The following is a 19,298-nucleotide window of genomic DNA, read 5'->3' on the forward strand; positions in this document are numbered from 1 at the left end:
CAAAGTTTATTTACGCCGCATTGTAGTGCTTTTTAAGCGCTATCACGCCATAAAACTATAGAGTCATTTTTAGTTTATTTTTTGAGAGTGGTTTGATTGGTTTGTGTTTAAGACACTTTTTTTCTAGAACCGCAAACGGGAGCTAAAGAAGTAGTTTCTCAAGAAGTGCCAAGGCACTTAGCAGTAATGAAATGCCCCGCCGTCGCTTACAAGACAGGGGGCGAAAGCACAGCTAGTAGTTCGCTTTCCCCAAAATTGCGCCTCTTGATTGAGAGCAACAACCGCAAGCCGGGTGAAATTGTTAAGTTGAACATTTCTAAATTGCAATCGTCGGGTGCAAAAAAGCGCTTTCCAAGCGGTGCTGTAATCGCGTATATCGCAGTTGGTCGTCACTAGAACGCAAAGCCTTGGATATCGCTTTCTTAGAACCAACGACAATCGCTAACTGCTTGGCACAAGTTAATGCTGTGTACAACTGTTTACGAGACAACATCATATAAGGCTGCGTATAAATTGGCAGAATTACTACCGGATATTCTGAACCCTGGTTTTGATGAATGGTGAAGCTCCAGGCGAGGGCAATTTGATTTAAGTCTGCTCTGGTTCTAACGACAGTATGCTTACCATACTGTACAGTAACTTCTATCTCTTCAAGATCAATAGCCTTGATAATTCCGAAGTCGCCATTAAAAATTTCGTGATTATAATCATTAGTCAGTTGAATGATCCGATCGCCTTCTCGTAATAAATTCCCGCCCCTGGTAATCTCTACTTTGTCGGGACTGGGCGGATTAATCAACTGCTGCAATACGGTATTGAGGTTACGAGTCCCAAGCAAACCGCGCGACATGGGGCAAAGCACTTGCACATCAGTAGCTCGATTGTAACCGAGGCGGGGAATCAAGTCTGTAACGATTTCGGATATTGCTTTAACACCATGTTTGGGGTGATGACCGCCGCCGTGCCACAGACACTCAGACACGGGATTATCGGAAATCGGTTCAATTGTGGGAAACTGGCTTCGGTTAATTTGGTGAGCAGCGATGATAATTGCGCTCTGTTGGGCTTGCCTAAATACCTTGGTCAACCGCACCACCGGAACGTGACCAGAATTAATCAAGTCAGCAAGGAATTGACCCGGACCCACAGAGGGTAACTGGTCAATGTCACCCACTAGCAGTAGTTGGGAACCGTATTGTATCGCCTTTACCAAAGAAGATGCCAGAAACAAATCAAGCATACTAGCTTCTAGCGCGACAATTGCGGTATGGGGTAAAGGGTTTTGATTATCGCGTTTGAAGCCCATTGTCTTTGGGTCAAATTCCAACAAGGAGTGTATCGTCTTGGCTTCGAGTTGTGTGATTTGACTCAGGCGTTGAGCAGCGCGTCCAGTTGGCGCAGCTAAGGCGATAGATTTGCCCATTGCTTTCCACAGAGAGACTATGATCTCGGTGGTGAAAGTTTTACCGCAACCGGGGCCACCAGTAAGAATCATTACCCTTGAATATGCAGCCATTTCTACCGCTAGCCGTTGCTGTGGTGAAAGTTTGATTTTACGACTCTTGGTGAAGCGCTCAATCCAGGCGCGAACACGAGGCATATCTTGTGCAACTGGTTGGCAAAATCTAGACTGTATTAATTGAGCAAGGTTCTGTTCGGTGTGAAAGTACGTTGGTAGATAACATAGCAGCGTTTGGTCTGAGCTTTTCTCGCGGATTAAGTCATCATTGAGTGCCATGTCTTTGATAATATCAGCGAGGGCATCTTCTTCGGGTGTGTGATCTGCTGTAGTCAGCAGTTTGATAACATTCTCAATGAGTAGAGGCTGGGGTAAATAGCAATGCCCATCGGCAGCAGCTTCGTTCAAAACATGAATTAAACCAGCACGGTAACGGAACTGACTATCAGGCGCAACTCCTAAATAAAAGGCAATTTTATCAGTTCTCAGAAAACCAATACCGTAAATGTCAGCAGCTAACTGGTAGGGATTGCTGGTGAGAGTAGCGAGTGCTTCATCCTTGTACTGCCTGTAAATTTTGACTGCATAAGTAGTAGAAACGCCATGACTGTGGAGAAATAGGATTAAATAGATGTAAGAGATGTAAGAAAATAAAATAAAAATAAGTTGATAGCTAAATAAAGATATTTTGAATTGAAGCAGAGACTTCATATTTGGGTTATGCCATCGGCGACGGCGACCCGGACGCGAACAATCCCACAAACTATCGAGTTTGCCCCAGTACCAGCGATGAATTGTGTCGCGTACAGTCTGTGGATGCCATTTTAAGTATTGTGCGATCTTTAGCACTGTCCATCCAGCAGCTGATAAGCGTAGTACAGTGGCACGACTTTGAGTTCTTGGTGGTATACCTTTTGCTTGAGTGAGTGCTAGTAGGGCTTGATCTTCTATTGGTGACAGGTTAACTTTTAAAGGCGCTGGCATCTTGATCAGGGGTAAAAATATTTACGACTAAAAGAGATTATCCCAACTTGATGTGCCATTTTACTTTATTGAATTCTATTTACGAACGCCAAGATGCTCACTGATGACGGAAGGGACTTTAGCGAATGGCAAATTAGTTTTTGATGTCAGAAATTACACAGTTAAAAATCCAACTTTAACATCGCTCGTGCTGCATCATGATACTTGTCTAGGTTAGTATATAGTCTAGCATTGCGTTCATTTGGCCTATTTACCTAGATGAGCATAATGCAGAAAGTTTTCCTGCATAGCGATGCCCATGCTAGTTATAATTACGTAAACAGGTATTTACATTGGTTGTGATCAAGAGTAATTTAGATGCGTTTGACCTGGAGTAGGGGTAAAGCTAAAAATTATCAGCCATTGTCAACTAAATTGTAGTCCCAGGTATAAAATCCAATTTGCTCAGGAACTCTATGGAATCGCCCGGTACGATGACCCCGCGATAATTCATTCAAAATTTTATTCTTAATCTCTCTAATATCATAAGTTTTTCCATTTTTCAAGGGTGAGACAAGGTTGTAAGGCAGTACTCGGTATAAATCCAGAGGAAGAAACACCGAAATTGTTTAAAGAAGCAATTTCGTCTTCGGCATTATTGGTGGCTACTCGTATAGCTTTGGTTTTATCTTCAGGAGAAAGTTTATCAATTTTAGCGCTGTCAGGATTTGGAAGGGCAGAACCTTTTGTAAGTGAAAATTCGTGTATTTTGTAAAACTGATCTCCCGCTTCGGGTTTACCCAATTTCAGGCAACCTTTAGATTTGACAAACAAACCAACACTTTGCATATTGGGACTGAAATGACGCTTAGTGACAAACTTCACCTCTTGAACAGGCCCCCAAACAAGGACGGCTTCAGGAAAACCTTTAGATGCGACATCTCGACTTTCTTTACAGCCGTTGTTGTCTTGATCGAGAAACCCTTCACTACAAACTTTCCAATTAACTCTATACAGATCGGGAGTAGTATCAACAAACTTTTTGACTTCAACTGCTTCTGCTTTCTCCTTTGCTGCAATCAACTCAAGTTCTGCAACGCGTGCAATCTGTTCAGGCGTTTTACTCTGACAAGAGATGATACCACCACCGACGAGCAAAGCTAAAGTGATGGCGATTTGTGAAGTTTTGAAAAGCATATTATTCTCGTTTAATAGCTAACTATTTATTCTCGGAAAAATTGGATAGTAAAAAAGCTAAATTTAGCTCGATTTGAAAAACTAAATTGATGTATTTATGAAATCAATGAGAGCTAAATTTCATCCTAAATAATATATAATAATTCGATTTCAAATAGCAAGCTAAAACCAGCAATTAACTATTAAAAAACTTGAACTTTTGCGATGACTTTCCTTTGAATCAGGCAAAATGGCTAATTCTATAACAGGATGTCAACAAAAAGCAATAGCCAGAAGCACGATATTTTTTTAGACTTCGAGCGATTCCTTTAGAGTGGGGGAATATGCCATAGTGTCTAAGTAAGAATTCAGCGTGGGCTACACTCATTCTGGCAAAGTGAATTCTGATTAAAACTGACTGAGTGAATTCTGATGTATCTAACGTATCTTCTTATGGTAAAAAGTTAGCTTTTGCAATAAGAGGAGGAAAAAGAACAAAAAAGTTAGTGGAGAAATGGTAGAAGTTTGGCGATATTGGGAATTTGAGCATCCATCAAGTTTTGTGGTAAGAGTGATAGCAACACCAACAGGGCTAGAGTTATTTGCAGTGGATGTATTGCAAATAGTAGCTCCAATTTTAAATGATGATTTCGTGAGGTCAATTGAAGTTCAGAAACGATTAGTGATGATGGAGAATAATCAAGTGAGTTTGGTATCGACACTCAGCGCTCTATCGATTCACTCATTAATATCACTACCAACTGTAGTAGAACACAATGTAGTCAGGCAATTTATGCAATGGGTAAGAACAAATGTGATGCCAGTGTTTAAAAATGATGTGACGATGATTGCAGTCGAGCAACCCAAATACTTATTTCAAGAAATAGATTACTCTCAGAAAGATTCTTTGATTAAGTATTTGTATTTTCAAAATAGTGATTCTTGGTCATTAAATAGTATTGATTTATATTTAAAGTTTATTTTTAAAAAGCTTCCATTGCCAGCTAGCTGTCCTCAGACTATTGATTTAAATGGGATTGACTTGAGAAGGAGATATTTTCAAGTATTGAAGACAGTACTAAGATCAGTCAGCAGTTATGAATATGTTTATGAAGATTTAGTTGTAAGGTCGGCAAATTTATTGATAGCTCAATCATTAGATTTGTTAGTTTATTACCATTTAAAAAAAATAAATGAGTCGGATTTAAATCAGGTAATAGAACAAGGATTAATATTACAAGCTTTGGGAACAATGGTTAATAAATCAATTGACAATTTCAAGGATTTAAAACCAATGTATTTAAACCTATTAGACTACTTTTCAGCAGAGATGCTAGCACTGGACTAAACCACGAAACTAGTTAAACATGAAATAGAGGAGAAAATCAGATGACAGCTATTTTAAATGATGAGGCGGAGATCCTTAACGGAGTAGAAGAATTACTCTTGGGAACAGATGAAACAACAGAAGCAGAAAGGACAGAAGATGTACATCAGATGCCAGAAGCAGTAACTACAGGTGAAAAAACAGAAGCAGAAAATACAGTCCTGCCACAAACAAAAATCGCAGTCACCAATAAAAAACAGTGGAGTCGGAGATTAGTGATAGTGACAGGAGATAAAGGAGGAGTAGGGAAAAGTACTTTCGCCAGAGGATTAGCGCAAACATATTTGGATATGAAAAAAGAATTTTTGGCTTTTGATGCGGACATATCTAATTCTCATTTAAACAGATTTTACGGGGATCAATGTCTGGTAAGAAAACTAGATTTTTTTACAGAAGGGAATGTAGACATTTTTCTAGATGATTTGAAAGAGTTAATAGAGGATAGTCTAGGCACAAAAGGGGAGGTTGTGCCCGGAAAGTCTTTATTCTTACTGGAATTACCACCACAGTCCATGAGAATCTTAAGAGATGTTGTAGAACAAATGAAGTTCTTGTCTACAGTTGAAGAATTATATGATATGCGAGTAACAATCGTAGTTGTAATTAGCCGAGTAATGGATTCAGTCAGGCAGTTGACAACTCTATATGATTTTTGTCAAGACCAAGTAGATTATGTCGTAGTGAAGAATTTGTTCTTCGGTTCGCCAGAAAACTTTGTCAGATATAAAGAGTCTTCAGACGTAACAACAATTAAGGATTTATTAAAAGAAAGGGAGATTCCCTTTCTGGAAATAACGATGCCAGATTTAATAGAACACGCTTATGATTATTTAGATAAGAATAGCTTGACGTTTAATCAAGGAATAGAGCAAAAAGAAAAACCATCAGTTAAAGGAAGGGTAAGTACTTGGATTAGCAAATTCAAGGAACAAGTTGGGTTGGCAAGAAGCATTTTAGGATTAAACGATGTCCCCCATTTGTAGACGTTTAGTGATGACTGTAGGTGACTCGCGTGTGGGAAAGTCTACGGTTATCAAGTTATTAATTGAACTATTCCTTAGTCAACATCAAACTGTTAAGATTTATAACCATGACAACCGTAATAAATTCAAAGCTTATGAAGGTATAGTGCCAGTAGAAAGCTTAAATTTTTTCACTGACAACCCGGATTTAGTGTTAGACGATTTACTTAATGACTCATTAGATGCGATTTTTGTGGATATGCCGGGACAATATATCCAAGAAACCTGTAACTACATATATGAGGCTGATTTTTTTACTGTTTTGGCTGAACTCAACTGGAAATTAACATTCTTACAGCCAATTTCCCATAGAAGTGATTGCATGGAATATTTCTTGCAGCTATTAGATTTTGCAACGGACAATGCTAATTATGTCATAGTAAAAAATCAACATTTTGATACGAGGTTTAAAGAGTACAACCAATTAGTACAGCAAAAATTGCCATTGATTGGGGGCATAGAAATTAGATTAACAGCCTTGCACAGAGATCACTATCAAGGAATGGAGGATTTAAGCAAACCTTACTCACAATGTTTTCATGAGCAATCCCTATATGTGCTATATCGCTCATATATTTATCACTGGCTAAAAAATTTCTTTGATGCTGTAAAAAATAATCAAGTCGCTAGTATTTACTTAGGAGTATCAGCAAGTGAGAACATCAGAAATATTGCAGGGGTATTCTGAAGCCGAACAACAGAGGATTGTTGAAACAGCACAGCAAATAGGGTTAGCAGAAGATGACCCGATGTTTCAAGTCATGGCAACACTTGGCAGATATGAAGAGACAATGATTTCATTGCAAGCACGAATGGAGGCAATGATTGAAGCTTGGGTACTAACAATCGAAGAGAAAGTGGCGAATACTTCTAAAACAGCCCAATCGATGAACAACACTGTAGTCAGTAATGCTGTGCGTGATGTCTTAACTGAACAAATGCCTCTTCTGATACAATCATCGACATCATCTGCATCATCGCCACCAAAAGAGATGCGATTATCTCCAGGGAATTTTCAGATGCATTTTTGGTCTATCTGCGCTCTGGTAGGAGGAGTGACAGCAGCTGGTGCGATGCTTGCTTCATTTACAACTTGGAACGTGATGACTAACTTGGGACAAAATCAATCAGTCATGTTGTCAAACAACGATCTGAAGATTTTACAATGGGTAAAATCTAGCGAAGGTAAGCAAACTTATAAGCTCTTTGTTGATAATCAACAAACTCTGGCTGCTTGTCAAGAAGAAAATCGCTTGAAAGGATATTGCTTGATTCAAATGCAAAAGAACAAGAAATAATGAACTACCCAATAGCTCTCCAGTCTTGCGGCGAAGGTTCTAGGTAGCCAAAACTTTGAGCTTTAATAATGGCATTGACCCGATCTCTAGCTCCCAGCTTAAGAAAAAGGTTGCCAGTGTGGGATTTGACTGTGCTAATACTGATGAAAAGTTGATTAGCGATTTCTTTATTGGAGTAGCCACTGGCAATTAATTTGAGAATTTCAATTTCTTGAGTTGTAGGCAACTCATTGTACCTTTTGCCTTTAATTTTTGTACTCTGACGATGGTTCAATTCCAGAAATCTCTTGATAATCGCTTGGTCAAGATATTCTTCATTTTGATAGATACAACGGATAGCGTTTTTAATGGAGTCGATCTTGGTTGTCTTTAAGAAATATGAATCAGCACCACAGGCAAAAGCTTCGTTAATCATATTTTGACTAGAATAAGCACTGAGGATAATAACTTTGGATAGAGTGTGCTTCTTAATCCTGGTTGTGATTTCCAGTCCGTTGATATCTGGTAGTCCAATATCAAGCAAGACAATATCAGGATTTGTTGAGTTGACTAACTCTAATCCCTCCAATCCACAGCTAGCCTCACCGCACAGTTCCATGTCTGATTCTTGTGCGATCGCTGTTCTAATGCCAAGTCTACATAGTTCTTGGTCTTCAATTACTACTACCCGAATCATCTTGATAGTCATATTTGCACCGAGAATATTTGCACCGGAAGTTAATTTTTAACATCTTCTCTTTTTATAGCATAAATATTTGAATGAAAACAGTATAATTTAAAAACAAGTATTAGTTATTTTCCCGATAATTAGAATATAAATATTTGCAAACTAATTTCAGAGGCAGGTTTTAAGTAGAACATATATTGCGAAAAGTTAGTTATACTTAAAAATAAAAATCTTTGCAAAAAATCAGTTGAGAACAAAAATAAATTTCGTTTAGGAGTGGCTATATGTCCCAAGCAAAATTCATAAATAGAATTAATATTTCTACATTATTGCATGACGTATCAAACGCGGTTGTCAATGAATCAGTTGTTTTAAAGCAAATGATGGATGGAGAGTACGGGAGTACTTTACAAGAGATAAAAACAATTTTGATATCCTTATGGCAGACAAATAATCAAGTAATTCAGTTGATAGATAGGTATCAAAGTCATCAGTCAAGAGATAGAGTTATCGGGTTGAATCCATCCTTGATTAATGAATTTGATTTTGGCGACTTACTGAATAATTTATATCAAGAGTATACGCCAAAAGTTATTAATCGGGGCTTAAGATTGCACTACGAGACTTGTACAGGATATCTGCATGGAACCAGGGTGAGAGGAGATGCGATACATCTTTATAGAATGTGTTCAAATCTACTTCAAAATGCCCTCTCATATACAGAGACAGGTGATATATTCTTGCGATTGTTAAACCAGGGTGATGACTTGGTAGTTTTAATTGAAGACACAGGCGTTGGTATTGAACCAGAGGATTTGGCAAATATTTTTCTACCTTTTTATCGTGGGACTATTTCTTCACCTGGTTCCGGGTTAGGATTGTATATTGCAATGATGGTAGCTTATTCTCATGGGCTGAAACTGTCAGTAGATTCTGTTGTCGGTAAGGGAACGATATTTACAATAAAATTTCCCTATCAAGTAAACAATTCTTATGGAGTAGATGCTACAATCCCGAAAAAGTCGAGATTAACTCATGCGCTACCTGGACGACACTAAGCTATGGGACAAGATAGAGTATGTAGTTGGATGTTTGATATTTGGTGGGCTGTTTATTGCTGCCGTTATCACATTCAGCACTGATATATTTGAAGCCACATTTTACATATTTCTTGCAACAATAATTGCTCCTTTTGTGAAAATAAATCCAACATTAAGACGGTATCTCTTAATCAGTGGATTTATATTTGGATTAGTGATGGGGTATTTTAGTTGAATATGCCTAATCTCCAAGATCGGGATTATCATCTTTATCAAAAGAAAATTCCTGATTTTTATCAGTTTGAATAGGAGGTTGAGCTTGTTGTTTTGTAATCCGTTGCTGATTAAAAGCAACTATTTTTTGTGCTTCTTCAGTTGAGAGGTTATTTGAGATAATTGTAAACTCATTAGTGTGGTCTTTATATGCAGCAAAAGCTTTTTGGTTGGATTGAGTTTTGCGGTTAATATTGATAAACTGTATACCTTCTTTAATCAGCAATTGAAGTCTATAAAGAACGCCTTCATAAACGCGGCCTTCATTTTTAGTATCTTGACCTTTAGCAATGATAGTTTGAACAACGGCAGGAATCAGGGACTTTTTGCTAAAATCATCGCCTTGATGTTGTTTATTAACCTCTTGATTTGCTGGTGTGGAGGGAGTTAAATTAGCGTTTGGTTCCCCTTGACCCATCATTTGTTGGAGGAATATATGCTTTCTTTGGGTAATTAGATTTTCAACTCTAGAGAAATTATTAGGCTGCTCAGTCACAGCTTTTTCGGGTTGAGAAACACCAAACTTTTGAGAATATTCAGCGAGATATTGATTTTTAAGTTGTTGCCTATAATCTTCAATATTTTGAGTGCTTTTGGTCAAAATACCTCTGAGATTATCTTCAAGATTGTGACGTGATTGGGAATCTAATTCAATGGGTGATTGCACTGTACTCTGTGGCACTCTCTCCATCATGAGAGCCAGTCGATAAGCCATCATATTATTCGAGATTCCACTCCCACGATTAATGGAGGCGATAGTTTCTCTAACATCTGTGGATTGCATAATTAAACTTCCAAGTTGTTCAATTGAGGTTCTGGATTGTGAGGTTCTTCCTGAGTTGGTTTCTGTGTTTCGGCATTTTGGGAAATCTTCGGGCTATAAAAATTATTAATGGATTGTTCGCGTAACAATTTTAAATACCCTGTGATTTTGCTAAGTGGTGGCAAAATAATATCAGTTTTCCCATAAAGAATAATCTCTTCTTTAGTTTGAATTAAAAATTTAAAATAAAGTTGTGACTGCTCACCTAAAGTTAGTTTAGCATTGGGGTCTTTTTGAAATCGCTCACGAAAACCTTCGTTACCTTGGTTTGCTCCAGATGTCCATCTGGTAGAAGTTTCCAGTAAGTTCCAAATTTCAGCTAATGCAGGATGAAGTGGCAAAGGGATATCACGAGTAGCATGAGCATTAGCAGCAGAATTAATTGTTGGGATTTGAAGTTTAGTTGCCATCAGCCTGAGTTTGTCAATTTCTAATGAGTTAATAGCCATAGAGTGAACTTGATGACTCATTTGTTCATCAGTACGGCTCAATTCTAGGTGTACAGCAACTCTTGTAGTTCCGTTATGTTCAGTTTTTAAAAGCTTGATATCACCACCATTTTCATCATTAGGAGTATAAGTAATGCGATAATTACCTAATTCTAAATCGTGAGAGTTAAAGGCTTCTAGGGTACTTGTAAGTATTTTTAAGACTTCTAAAGATTTAAAACTTTCAAGTATTTTATGAGTGCCATCAGGAGAAAGGGAGCTTAGACTGTTAGCAATTTTCCTGGGGTCTTCACCCTCGGAGGGTAGCTCTTTACCTTGCTTTAAGGTATTTGCAACCGTTAAAAACTCCTGGCGTTCTATAGGCAAAAACTTATCTAAAGGTTTTTGAGTAATATTAATATGATATTGTGAGGCTTCAAACTCCATAATTGGATTATCTAAGTTTGTCGCTTGACGACGATGAATACTATAAGTAGATTTATTCTTTTTAATAAGAAAAGCATCGGCACGATAAACTATAGAGCCATCATCTTGTTGAACGCCATAGTTCTTGATAAGCTCTCTAGCAGCAAAAGCAATGTCTTGATTTTGTTTAGCTTCTAAAAACCTTCGAGGGATTGTTTGTTTATAAACTGTTACCTGTTTGATATTGACCCAACTGTTAGCAGTAGGTATGCTGCTAGATTCAAAAGAATCCTTGTTAACACTAGAGGGTTTTTCAACAAAAGTTTTGTTATCCTCTATGGTGTCAGAAATAATTTCGGATTGGCGACGACGGCGTTTCAATACGTCTAATTCATCTAATTCATCGATTGATTCCGTGTTTTGTGAGTTCTGAGTGCTGAAGGGTTCTGAAGGCGGACTAACTTGAGATTGAGGGGCTTCGGGAATAATTACTTGATTATCTATTTGAGAACTAGTTTGTGATTGAGAAACAGTTTTACCCTCTGGCTGCTGTGTTGACAATACATGTTTTATTCCTAGTGATTTGATAGCAGCATACAAAGGGTGAGTAGGGGATAAAAGAGGTAGGGGAGATAGGGGATGTAAGGCAGATAGAGGAGGCAGGCGAGTTAGAGAGGCTTCGGTGGGAGTTGTAGTAGGTGTAGTAGGTGTGAGGAGAATCTCACTTCCCACACTTTTAAGCTTTAACTCCTGGCCATTTTTGAGAAAAATACTTTGCTTTCTATCAGGTAAAGGGTTATTTTGCTGCCAATCTTCAAAAGAAACCGCCAAGGCTTTGAGCTTTTCATAAGCAGCAGCCCCAAGCGCTGCAATCAAATCGTCAACACCTTTTTCTGGCCCGGGTAAAGTGATGACAATGACTTTAGCCCCATGATTGACCAAAAGTTGACTAGTTTTAATCAAAGCTTTGCCGACGTTGACTTGAGTTTTACTTTTGGAATCATGGTCAAAGCAGATTCTCATTTCTCTGTCTGGAGTCGCAAACATCGCAATTTCTGAGCGTAATTTGCTCTCAATTGGATTACCTTGGTCATCTTTGGAGCGATATGCAGCATTAACCCCTGGCAAGCCGATGGCAGCATCTCCTTGAGTTAAAATACTAGCTGCTTTCTTAGCCCCTTCAGCAATGGTTACTGGTATATTGTGTTTCCATACAGAAAACCAGAAACCTGATTGGCGATCGCTTAGGCTTGGATTAACGCCAGCTTTGAAGTAAATCAGTTCAGCAATTTCTTTTGGTACTTCTAATAAGAAGATACTAAGTTCAACTTTGTAGGGATGTTCATATTTGATAAATTTCCCAGGTTTTTGAGGATCTGGTCTAGGAGAATCAGGCTTGTAACAGCCCCAAAGTTTCTCTTTTGGTTTATCCCCAGGTTGTAAATCACAGAAAGTGCGGGGGTCAACTCCAGCATCACACCACCAACCATCAGTAGAATCAAGATATGCGTAAAGTTGGAGAGTTTTATCACCTAAGCGACCAGCATTTTTACGCTCAATCTGGTCACTATACATTAAGTATTCCCAAGATTCATGGGATTGCTCTATGGAATCATAATATAAAGACTTAAAATTGGCAGAGGCAATAATCGGATGAATGGCGCTATCAACTACCAGTTCATGCCAGTGTTTAGGCTCGATATGATTTGGGCGTAAATTAACGAATTCATCCATATTAAAACTCTATTTCGGAGCGAGAATTACCATAACTTAAAGAATTGTTTGTCCTGGAGTCGGTTATAGATGTATTCGTTGATAATGATTCTGTAGAAGCTGGCGAATGCTGAGGAGCGTTTGTATTTGCTAAAGATTGTTCGACAATTTTTTCAACTTCTTTAGCTTCTTCTGCGTCTACTGTTACAAAGTTATTAGTTTTCGGATCAACTTTTGTCCAAGAATAACCTCCACCTCCATCAAGTTTAAGAGCATAAGTATCTTTTCCTAGTTCAATTCTTGCTCTTTTATTCCACTGTTCTACAGTGTCGGCGCAAACATATTTTATTAAAGGTGCTATGACATTTCTGGCAAAATAATCGCTGCTTTTAGCATAATTAGAAACCAGTTGCAAATGCCGTTCGTCAAACATATTTCACCTCAGTTCCCATGTTGTTTTATTGAAGGATGCAGTTCTTGCTGGAGTCAGAATGGGCGTTTAGTCCATTCTGACTTCTGACTTCTACCTCCTGCCTCATGCCTGATTTGATAATATTTATTAAAGATTTTTGTAAAACGTCATACTGCTGTGGTTTAGCACCGAGACAATTTAAGTCAATTACTTCCCCTGATGGCATCACGCGATTAAAGATAAGATGGAATTCTAAAAAGTCTTGATGAAATTTGAGAAAAGTGACATATTGCAAATCATCCCAGCCGATACCTTGGATATATTCAGTGAGAATTTGTTCAGAAACATCTGAGGATAGAGTAATTGGGAAACTTTTCAAAGTAATATGAACATAAATTCCGACCTTTTTCAATCTTGGTCTTTGCTTACTAAAAACTTGATAACTATTAATTATCCAAGCGGGAGCATGAATGTTAACAAGATGACCGGAGTGAATGGTCAATGTCTGCATGAATTGGTTAATTATCTCAAAATCAGAAAGAGCATATTCTTTAATCATCATTCTCATTGCTTACTATCCTTATTCTCATTGCTTACTATCCTTATTCTCATTGCTTACTATCCTTATTCTCATTGCTTACTATCCTTGGAATTGGGATCTGAGTATCTTTGTCTAGAATTGATTTAATTTCTCCAACACTTAAAACTTTATTGTTAGGATTGTTGTCTTGTTTGACAGGTAAAGGGAAACGTTTATTGACATCATCCACTCTCAAATCTAAGTCGTGCTGAGTCGGATATCTTTGGGTACTTCTGCGAGCTAATCTACTGACAACTGGCTTCCATTTTTTTTCGTTGTATCTGTCGATATCGCGGAGAGATTGAGGAATATTGATGCTTTTTAACTGAGGAACAGACCCCTCTTTTGTATTGGAGTATGCAGGATTGATAAAAACACACTTTCCGGCTGGGAGCTTCAAAAACTGGGCGGACTCAAAGAGCTTTTTAGTTTTTTCTTGATCGCTAATGGTATTATTGCTCTTTCCACCACCAGTAGAACGGCTTTTGTGTTTGTACCTAATTTCTTCATCTCCCAGAAAGGAAGAAAACAGTTGTGCTGATTCGTTCTCCCCTGGGTTAAAAATAAATTTTGTACTACAAGCACCAAGGATAGTCTTAGCAACTTCGCGTCCATAATTCTTCTCAAGTTGCCCCATGTTCTGCCAGCCGAGGATGCCGCAAAAACCCTCACTTCGGGATTCATTAAGCCATCTGAATAAATCGGGCAGATACAAGGAAGGCAATTCATCCAATGCAACTATCAAAGGGTCTTGCCTTTTTTTTGCTATATTTCGGGCGATGGTCATGTGGAGAACGCTAGTCATCAAGGGTGCAACAGCATCGCGGCGCTCTCTGTCTAAACCAAAGATAATCATTTGTTTACCCTTGATTGAGAGTGGTAAAGTCGTTTTACCAATAAAGCAACCGAGTGTGTTCTTAGCCATGAAGCGGGTAAACATGATACTAGCTGTGGCAACAATCCCGGCAACAGTTTTCTCACTTGCGGCGGAACTGAACAACTGACCAAAGGCAATCTTGACCCAAGGGTTGAGATTAGCAGACATTAACCGCGCAATCATCTGCTCACTAGACAAGATGGCAGCACTGGTCATGACATCAGCTCTATCTCCAAACTCTTTGGTTAACATCAATACAGCTTGGGTTAACTGATCCCCAGACGGGCCGAAAAATCCATCTTCATTAGAATTATTTAGAATGCGGAAGTTTTTATTGATGACCGTCGCAATCTGCCGAGCGTTTTCAGCGTCAGAAGAATCTCTTAAAAAATCTAGAGGATTACAAACTTCTGATTCGGGAAAACCAGGGGCAAAAATATGAACATCGTAGCCAAGAACTTTAGCATAAGCAGCGATTTTCGCCTGAGATGGGTACTTAAAGTCATATAGTAAAATAGGAAAACCTTGGTCAATTGCGGAAAATAACATGGGGTTAATGGCACTAAAAGTTTTCCCACTTCCGGGTGCGCCAATAGCAGCAGTTCCCCTTTGCACTTCTGGTACATAAATCGGCACACCTCCATTACCACTTTGTTTTTTTGTACCTTTGAATTGATGTTTGCCAATATACAAAGCCACACTATCACACCGAGGAGATTGTATCTGTTGCAAGGCTTTTTTCTTAGCTGTATTATTCTCCTTTCTTCCTCCCCAATAGCTAGTAGCAATCTTCTTTTTATTACTGCCATCGCCAAAAAATACTCTCATTAAAATGTAAGCACCCAACATACTTATAATTGCTAATCCACTGGGTGTAAATAAATGATGAGTGTACTTGCCAATGTTGCTATGTGGATTTTGTAACTGTTCAAAATGAAATGGTTGGTTGTTTGTAGAAGTAGTCAAATTATTGCTCATTACATGAAGAAGAAGGGGAATGGGGAATGGGGAATAGCACGCTTGTAAGCGTAAAACCATTGTGACGGGCAGGATGTAGGGAAAGAGTTAGATTTGTAAGTATTCTTAATTGGTTTTTAGTTTTTCCTTTACCCTTTACCCTTTCTCCCTTTTTGGTAAGAATAGTTAATTAGGAACAGTAGAAGGACTACCAAAAATAATTGGGTCTTTTTCATGGTAAGTAATGAATGGTACTGGCCCGATAAAATAGGGGGTACAAGTGCGACCAACAAAGGGAATATTCTTGCAGAAACGGAAAAACATAGCAGTGTTAACGGAACCGCTTGATTCATCTATATCCCAAACAACTTGTTTAAATGATTTACCAAAGGGATGACGACCAGTTGGCTCAAGACCACCATTAGCTACAGCTAAAATTCCATAGCCACCTTTAACTTTCTGGACTTTACCCGAAATCCATTGCGTTCCAGTGGTCTGACCAAGACCTGAAGCTTCAAAGTGGACGCAATTATTTTGATTGCAAGGGACATTAAAACCTTCTTGATAACTGCCAGAAATGCTGCGAATCCGGTTAGCTTCTATATCTCCCAAAGGCAAATCTACTTGCCCAACAAAAGACAAATCCGGCTCTGGTACAGTAGGAAAATTATTCCAAGATAAATCCTTCAATCCGGGAATGTCTGAAATGAGAGTATCTTGCCAATTAGCAAATTCATCAAATGATGAGTTTTCAATTCCCGGAATCGATGTCAGCTTGTATTTAGATAAATCAATTTCACTGCCGAGAGGGATATTGTCTAAGTTGTAATAATTAGCGGCATTCCCAATTCTTTGATTAGTGCTGATACCCATTTGGCGAAAAAAGTCAGCTATTGGTGCTACATTCCTGGCTGATTGATTAGCTAATTCAGGTATAGCTTTGACTAAATCGCTAAGGGTTTGAGTTTTGATGACTCCAAAATCGTCAAGCTTTAAACCATCTAAATCAATAGCTAATGCCTGAGATATCGCCCTTAGAGTAAGCTTTTCAATATTCAGATTGGCATCTTCAAAATCTCCAAGCTCCATAAAATCGCCAATACTTTGTCCAGCTTGCCAAGTTCTAATCTGATTCCCTCTCAAGGATGGGTAAGTCACATTACCAGATTCAGATACAATCATGTCTTGAAACTTCATTTTTGACCAGTCTGGAATCAAGCCATTGTTGCTACTGACAAATGGGATTTGTGCTGAGGCTTTGGGCAGTAGGAATCCAATTACCTGATTCATAATTCCATACTTCCAAAAACTGTGAATGAACAATCCTCCGAGCAATCCAAATAATATTAAATAGCGAACCATATCAAAAGTAATTTTGGGCGAACGCTTTGATGATTTCATATTTGTCCCTCTGTCCCGTTTTTTTGTCCAAGCTCGATTAATTTGTTAACTAAATTAAGTGAGACACCAGCCTGAAGAGCAGCAGTAGGCATTTGCTCTCCAGCTTGAAAATGAGTCAAGAATTGCTCAATGCGATTGTGAAGTTCATCAGATGAGGAGAGCAAACCATTACTAATTGCTACGCTCATCCCTGCTCTGATTTGTTTTGTAATTCTGGTGGTTTGTACTAATGGCGATAATAAGGGTCGAGTAACTCTTGAAGATGGCTTATCCGAGATAATTGACACTTGACTGTATTCAGGACGGGAATTGGATGGGGTAACTTGAAAGTGGTAAACTTTGCGTTCGCCAGAAGCAGTTTGAGTAATAACTGTAAGCAAAGTTGCACTTGTTTGCGGCAGTCCTGGAACCGGAAGCTTTTTAATCCGGCGTAAGTGAAGTAATCCGGCACTACTGTTTTGACAGTTCTGGTCGATTCCCTCTAAACAACCATCAGCGTCAATCAAAACCTGCGAGGGATCGTCAATCCATACCCGCTTTACCATTTCATTGACTTCATAAAACGAAATTGATACGCCTGAGCCATTCCAGACTTTAATTTTTTGTAGTTTGGCAGTAATACCGCTAACTTGAGATTGCTTTATGGTGCGGACTGTACTTTGAGCATAGGTTTTGACTGGAACTAGACACACTGCCAAAAAAGCAGCAACTCCAAGGTGGAACGCTGTCACGAGTTTTAACTTCTTCATGGCAACTCCAGAGAACGGTTCACCAAAAAGGTAATCTTCGTCCCTTGTGGGATATACCAAACATTAGAGCGAGGGGTGATTTGTTGGTTAGAAGTTTCTGCACGACGTGTAATGGTGTCACTAAGCTTGCCAAAAGCACCTTGCAAGAATGCCCCGCCAATATTGCGCTGGCTGTTTGAAGTCGTGCTAGAGCTAAATGTCCCTGTAGCGGAATCAACTACACTGCTCGTAGAATCAGATTGATTCAGGATTGCTCCTACTTGACCCAAACCACTGACTAATGCCACAGTCAAGTCAGAACCTCCCCCTTTATTATCTTGGAACTGTTTAGCAAACAACGGTTTCCCGCCTTCTCCTAATACAGAAATTGCACCGCTACTAATTGGGTACTCAGTGTTATCTTTGATAATGCTGGTGACTTGCACACTTACATAAGAGCCATCATTAACCTGTAGGGGTTCAACGGTAAATATTGTGCCTTTATGAATTGCCACATTTCCATAGTTGTCATGCAAATCAGCCGTTAATCTAGCAACATAGCGTTTACTATCATCTGAATTTTGCTGTTGTTGGAAGCGATTTTCGCTTTGCTGCTTGACAACTGAAGTCACTAAAACACCATTTGCGAATTCCCCAACAACTAAATAGCGAGTTTTACGCTGTTGCAGAATTTGGTTTTCTTGAGGCAAGTAATTACCATCTGCTATTTGTTTATCAGATTTAGAATCGGCTGACCAACGAGGGCGAATCTTCTCAATTTGTGTGGGTGTACTGTTAGAAACGTTAGGGCGTGTTTGCTGTTTTGTATAAGCACTATTGGGTGGCTGTACTTGAACTCGTGTTGTATTCGGCGTTTGAAAGGATGTTACATCTGTTGATATCTGCTGGTTATTTGAAGTAGGTGTATAAGCGATTTTTCCGTAAGATCCTAAGCTGCGAAGTCGATTAAATTCAGCTATCACGTCTGTTGGCGTTTCTGTTTTCGGCGTAACAGTCCTAACAGGATTACTAATTCTTGGCAATATTTGATTACGAGGTGGTGATGAAATAGTCGAGTTAGTTCTACTCGGAACGTAATATCGTCTAGGGCTAGGACTTTGTGTTTGTGCTACAGGTCTAGCTGTTGATGGTGGTGGTGGTGAAGCTGCAACACTTGCAGGCTTACTATTAACTTTAACTTCTTCCTTACTCTGATTAATTTTATTCAATTCCTCTTCTTGTTTATTCAAGGCTAATTTGGCATAGACATCACCATCTTTTTGCTCGACTTTCTCCAAAGCTGGGGATGTTTTATCAGCTTTAGCAGTTATCGCTTCAGGACTTCTACCAGGATTGAAAATGCCATTGAGAAAATAAAAAATTACTAAAAACCCTAAGCCAAAAGGAATAGCGATTATCCCCAATCTTGACCAAGGAGAAGTACTGACAGTGTGCCTAGTAATCGATGAAAATTCTTCGGAGTCTTCCGGCTCCGGCTTTTCTCTCCTTTGTCCATCATTTGTATCCTCTGAAAATCTCAAGATTTGATCTATAGTCAAATTCTGGGATTCATTTTTTAGTGACATAATTATTAAACCAATTCGCAATTCGCAATTCGCAATTCGCAATTACGTTTTGTAAGGGGGATTTAACCCCGACACAAAACCT

At 38.8% G+C, this 19,298-nt stretch carries 16 protein-coding genes; 5 read left to right on the forward strand and 11 right to left on the reverse strand.

The features are described 5' to 3' along the window. Positions 1-316: 316 nt before the first annotated feature. Positions 317-2,443, reverse strand: a complete 2,127-nt coding sequence (gene recD2 / locus ANSO36C_RS31070) for an SF1B family DNA helicase RecD2 (protein ID WP_251960699.1) — start codon at positions 2,441-2,443, stop codon at positions 317-319. Positions 2,444-2,965: 522 nt separating this feature from the next. Continuing rightward, positions 2,966-3,619, reverse strand: a complete 654-nt coding sequence (locus ANSO36C_RS31075) for a hypothetical protein (RefSeq protein ID WP_251960700.1) — start codon at positions 3,617-3,619, stop codon at positions 2,966-2,968. Between the two features lie 493 nt (positions 3,620-4,112). On the opposite strand from ANSO36C_RS31075, the gene ANSO36C_RS31080 reads away from it, so the two are divergent. The 4 genes from ANSO36C_RS31080 to ANSO36C_RS31095 are packed head-to-tail and all read left to right on the forward strand — an operon-like array spanning position 4,113 to position 7,305. After that, a complete protein-coding gene (locus ANSO36C_RS31080; RefSeq protein WP_251960701.1) occupies positions 4,113-4,946 on the forward strand; it encodes a hypothetical protein in 834 nt (277 codons plus the stop codon). Positions 4,947-4,987: 41 nt separating this feature from the next. Next, the gene (locus tag ANSO36C_RS31085) at positions 4,988-5,968 is read left to right on the forward strand and encodes a nucleotide-binding protein (protein ID WP_251960702.1); all 981 of its coding nucleotides are present in this window, start codon (positions 4,988-4,990) and stop codon (positions 5,966-5,968) included. Next, a complete protein-coding gene (locus ANSO36C_RS31090) occupies positions 5,952-6,695 on the forward strand; it encodes a hypothetical protein (protein WP_251960703.1) in 744 nt (247 codons plus the stop codon). The genes ANSO36C_RS31085 and ANSO36C_RS31090 overlap by 17 nt, the downstream gene beginning before the upstream one ends. After that, positions 6,661-7,305: a DUF6753 family protein gene (locus ANSO36C_RS31095; RefSeq protein WP_251960704.1), complete on the forward strand. Its 645-nt coding sequence runs from the start codon at positions 6,661-6,663 to the stop codon at positions 7,303-7,305. The genes ANSO36C_RS31090 and ANSO36C_RS31095 overlap by 35 nt, the downstream gene beginning before the upstream one ends. A gap of 4 nt (positions 7,306-7,309) precedes the next feature. On the opposite strand, the gene ANSO36C_RS31100 is transcribed toward ANSO36C_RS31095, so the two are convergent. Beyond that, the gene (locus tag ANSO36C_RS31100; RefSeq protein WP_251960705.1) at positions 7,310-7,993 is read right to left on the reverse strand and encodes a response regulator transcription factor; all 684 of its coding nucleotides are present in this window, start codon (positions 7,991-7,993) and stop codon (positions 7,310-7,312) included. 263 nt (positions 7,994-8,256) lie between these two features. Here ANSO36C_RS31100 and ANSO36C_RS31105 point away from each other — a divergent pair, with 263 nt between their 5' ends. Continuing rightward, positions 8,257-9,030 carry a sensor histidine kinase gene (locus tag ANSO36C_RS31105; protein WP_251960706.1) on the forward strand — a complete coding sequence of 258 codons (774 nt, stop codon included), beginning with the start codon at positions 8,257-8,259 and terminating at the stop codon, positions 9,028-9,030. A 223-nt stretch (positions 9,031-9,253) separates the two neighbouring features. On the opposite strand, the gene ANSO36C_RS31110 is transcribed toward ANSO36C_RS31105, so the two are convergent. The 8 genes from ANSO36C_RS31110 to ANSO36C_RS31145 all read right to left on the reverse strand — a co-directional run bounded on the left by ANSO36C_RS31110 (position 9,254) and on the right by ANSO36C_RS31145 (position 19,216). Continuing rightward, positions 9,254-10,069, reverse strand: a complete 816-nt coding sequence (locus tag ANSO36C_RS31110) for a hypothetical protein (protein WP_251960707.1) — start codon at positions 10,067-10,069, stop codon at positions 9,254-9,256. Between the two features lie 2 nt (positions 10,070-10,071). Beyond that, complete coding sequence (locus ANSO36C_RS31115) at positions 10,072-12,696, reverse strand: DUF3854 domain-containing protein (protein WP_251960708.1); 2,625 nt, start codon at positions 12,694-12,696, stop codon at positions 10,072-10,074. 1 nt (position 12,697) lies between these two features. Further along, complete coding sequence (locus ANSO36C_RS31120; protein ID WP_251960709.1) at positions 12,698-13,108, reverse strand: hypothetical protein; 411 nt, start codon at positions 13,106-13,108, stop codon at positions 12,698-12,700. 25 nt (positions 13,109-13,133) lie between these two features. Further along, complete coding sequence (locus ANSO36C_RS31125; protein ID WP_251960710.1) at positions 13,134-13,655, reverse strand: relaxase/mobilization nuclease domain-containing protein; 522 nt, start codon at positions 13,653-13,655, stop codon at positions 13,134-13,136. A gap of 40 nt (positions 13,656-13,695) precedes the next feature. Continuing rightward, a complete protein-coding gene (locus tag ANSO36C_RS31130) occupies positions 13,696-15,522 on the reverse strand; it encodes a type IV secretory system conjugative DNA transfer family protein (RefSeq protein WP_251960711.1) in 1,827 nt (608 codons plus the stop codon). Between the two features lie 165 nt (positions 15,523-15,687). Continuing rightward, positions 15,688-16,902, reverse strand: a complete 1,215-nt coding sequence (locus ANSO36C_RS31135) for a hypothetical protein (protein ID WP_251960712.1) — start codon at positions 16,900-16,902, stop codon at positions 15,688-15,690. Then, a complete protein-coding gene (locus ANSO36C_RS31140) occupies positions 16,899-17,651 on the reverse strand; it encodes a hypothetical protein (RefSeq protein WP_251960713.1) in 753 nt (250 codons plus the stop codon). The genes ANSO36C_RS31135 and ANSO36C_RS31140 overlap by 4 nt, the downstream gene beginning before the upstream one ends. Beyond that, positions 17,648-19,216 (reverse strand): TrbI/VirB10 family protein, encoded by a 1,569-nt coding sequence (locus tag ANSO36C_RS31145; protein ID WP_251960714.1) that lies wholly within the window; start codon positions 19,214-19,216, stop codon positions 17,648-17,650. Before ANSO36C_RS31145 ends, ANSO36C_RS31140 begins: the two co-directional genes overlap by 4 nt. Between the last annotated feature and the right edge of the window lie 82 nt (positions 19,217-19,298).

The sequence above is a fragment of the Nostoc cf. commune SO-36 genome, from assembly GCF_023734775.1.
GTDB classification, from domain to species: Bacteria; Cyanobacteriota; Cyanobacteriia; order Cyanobacteriales; family Nostocaceae; genus Nostoc; species Nostoc commune_A.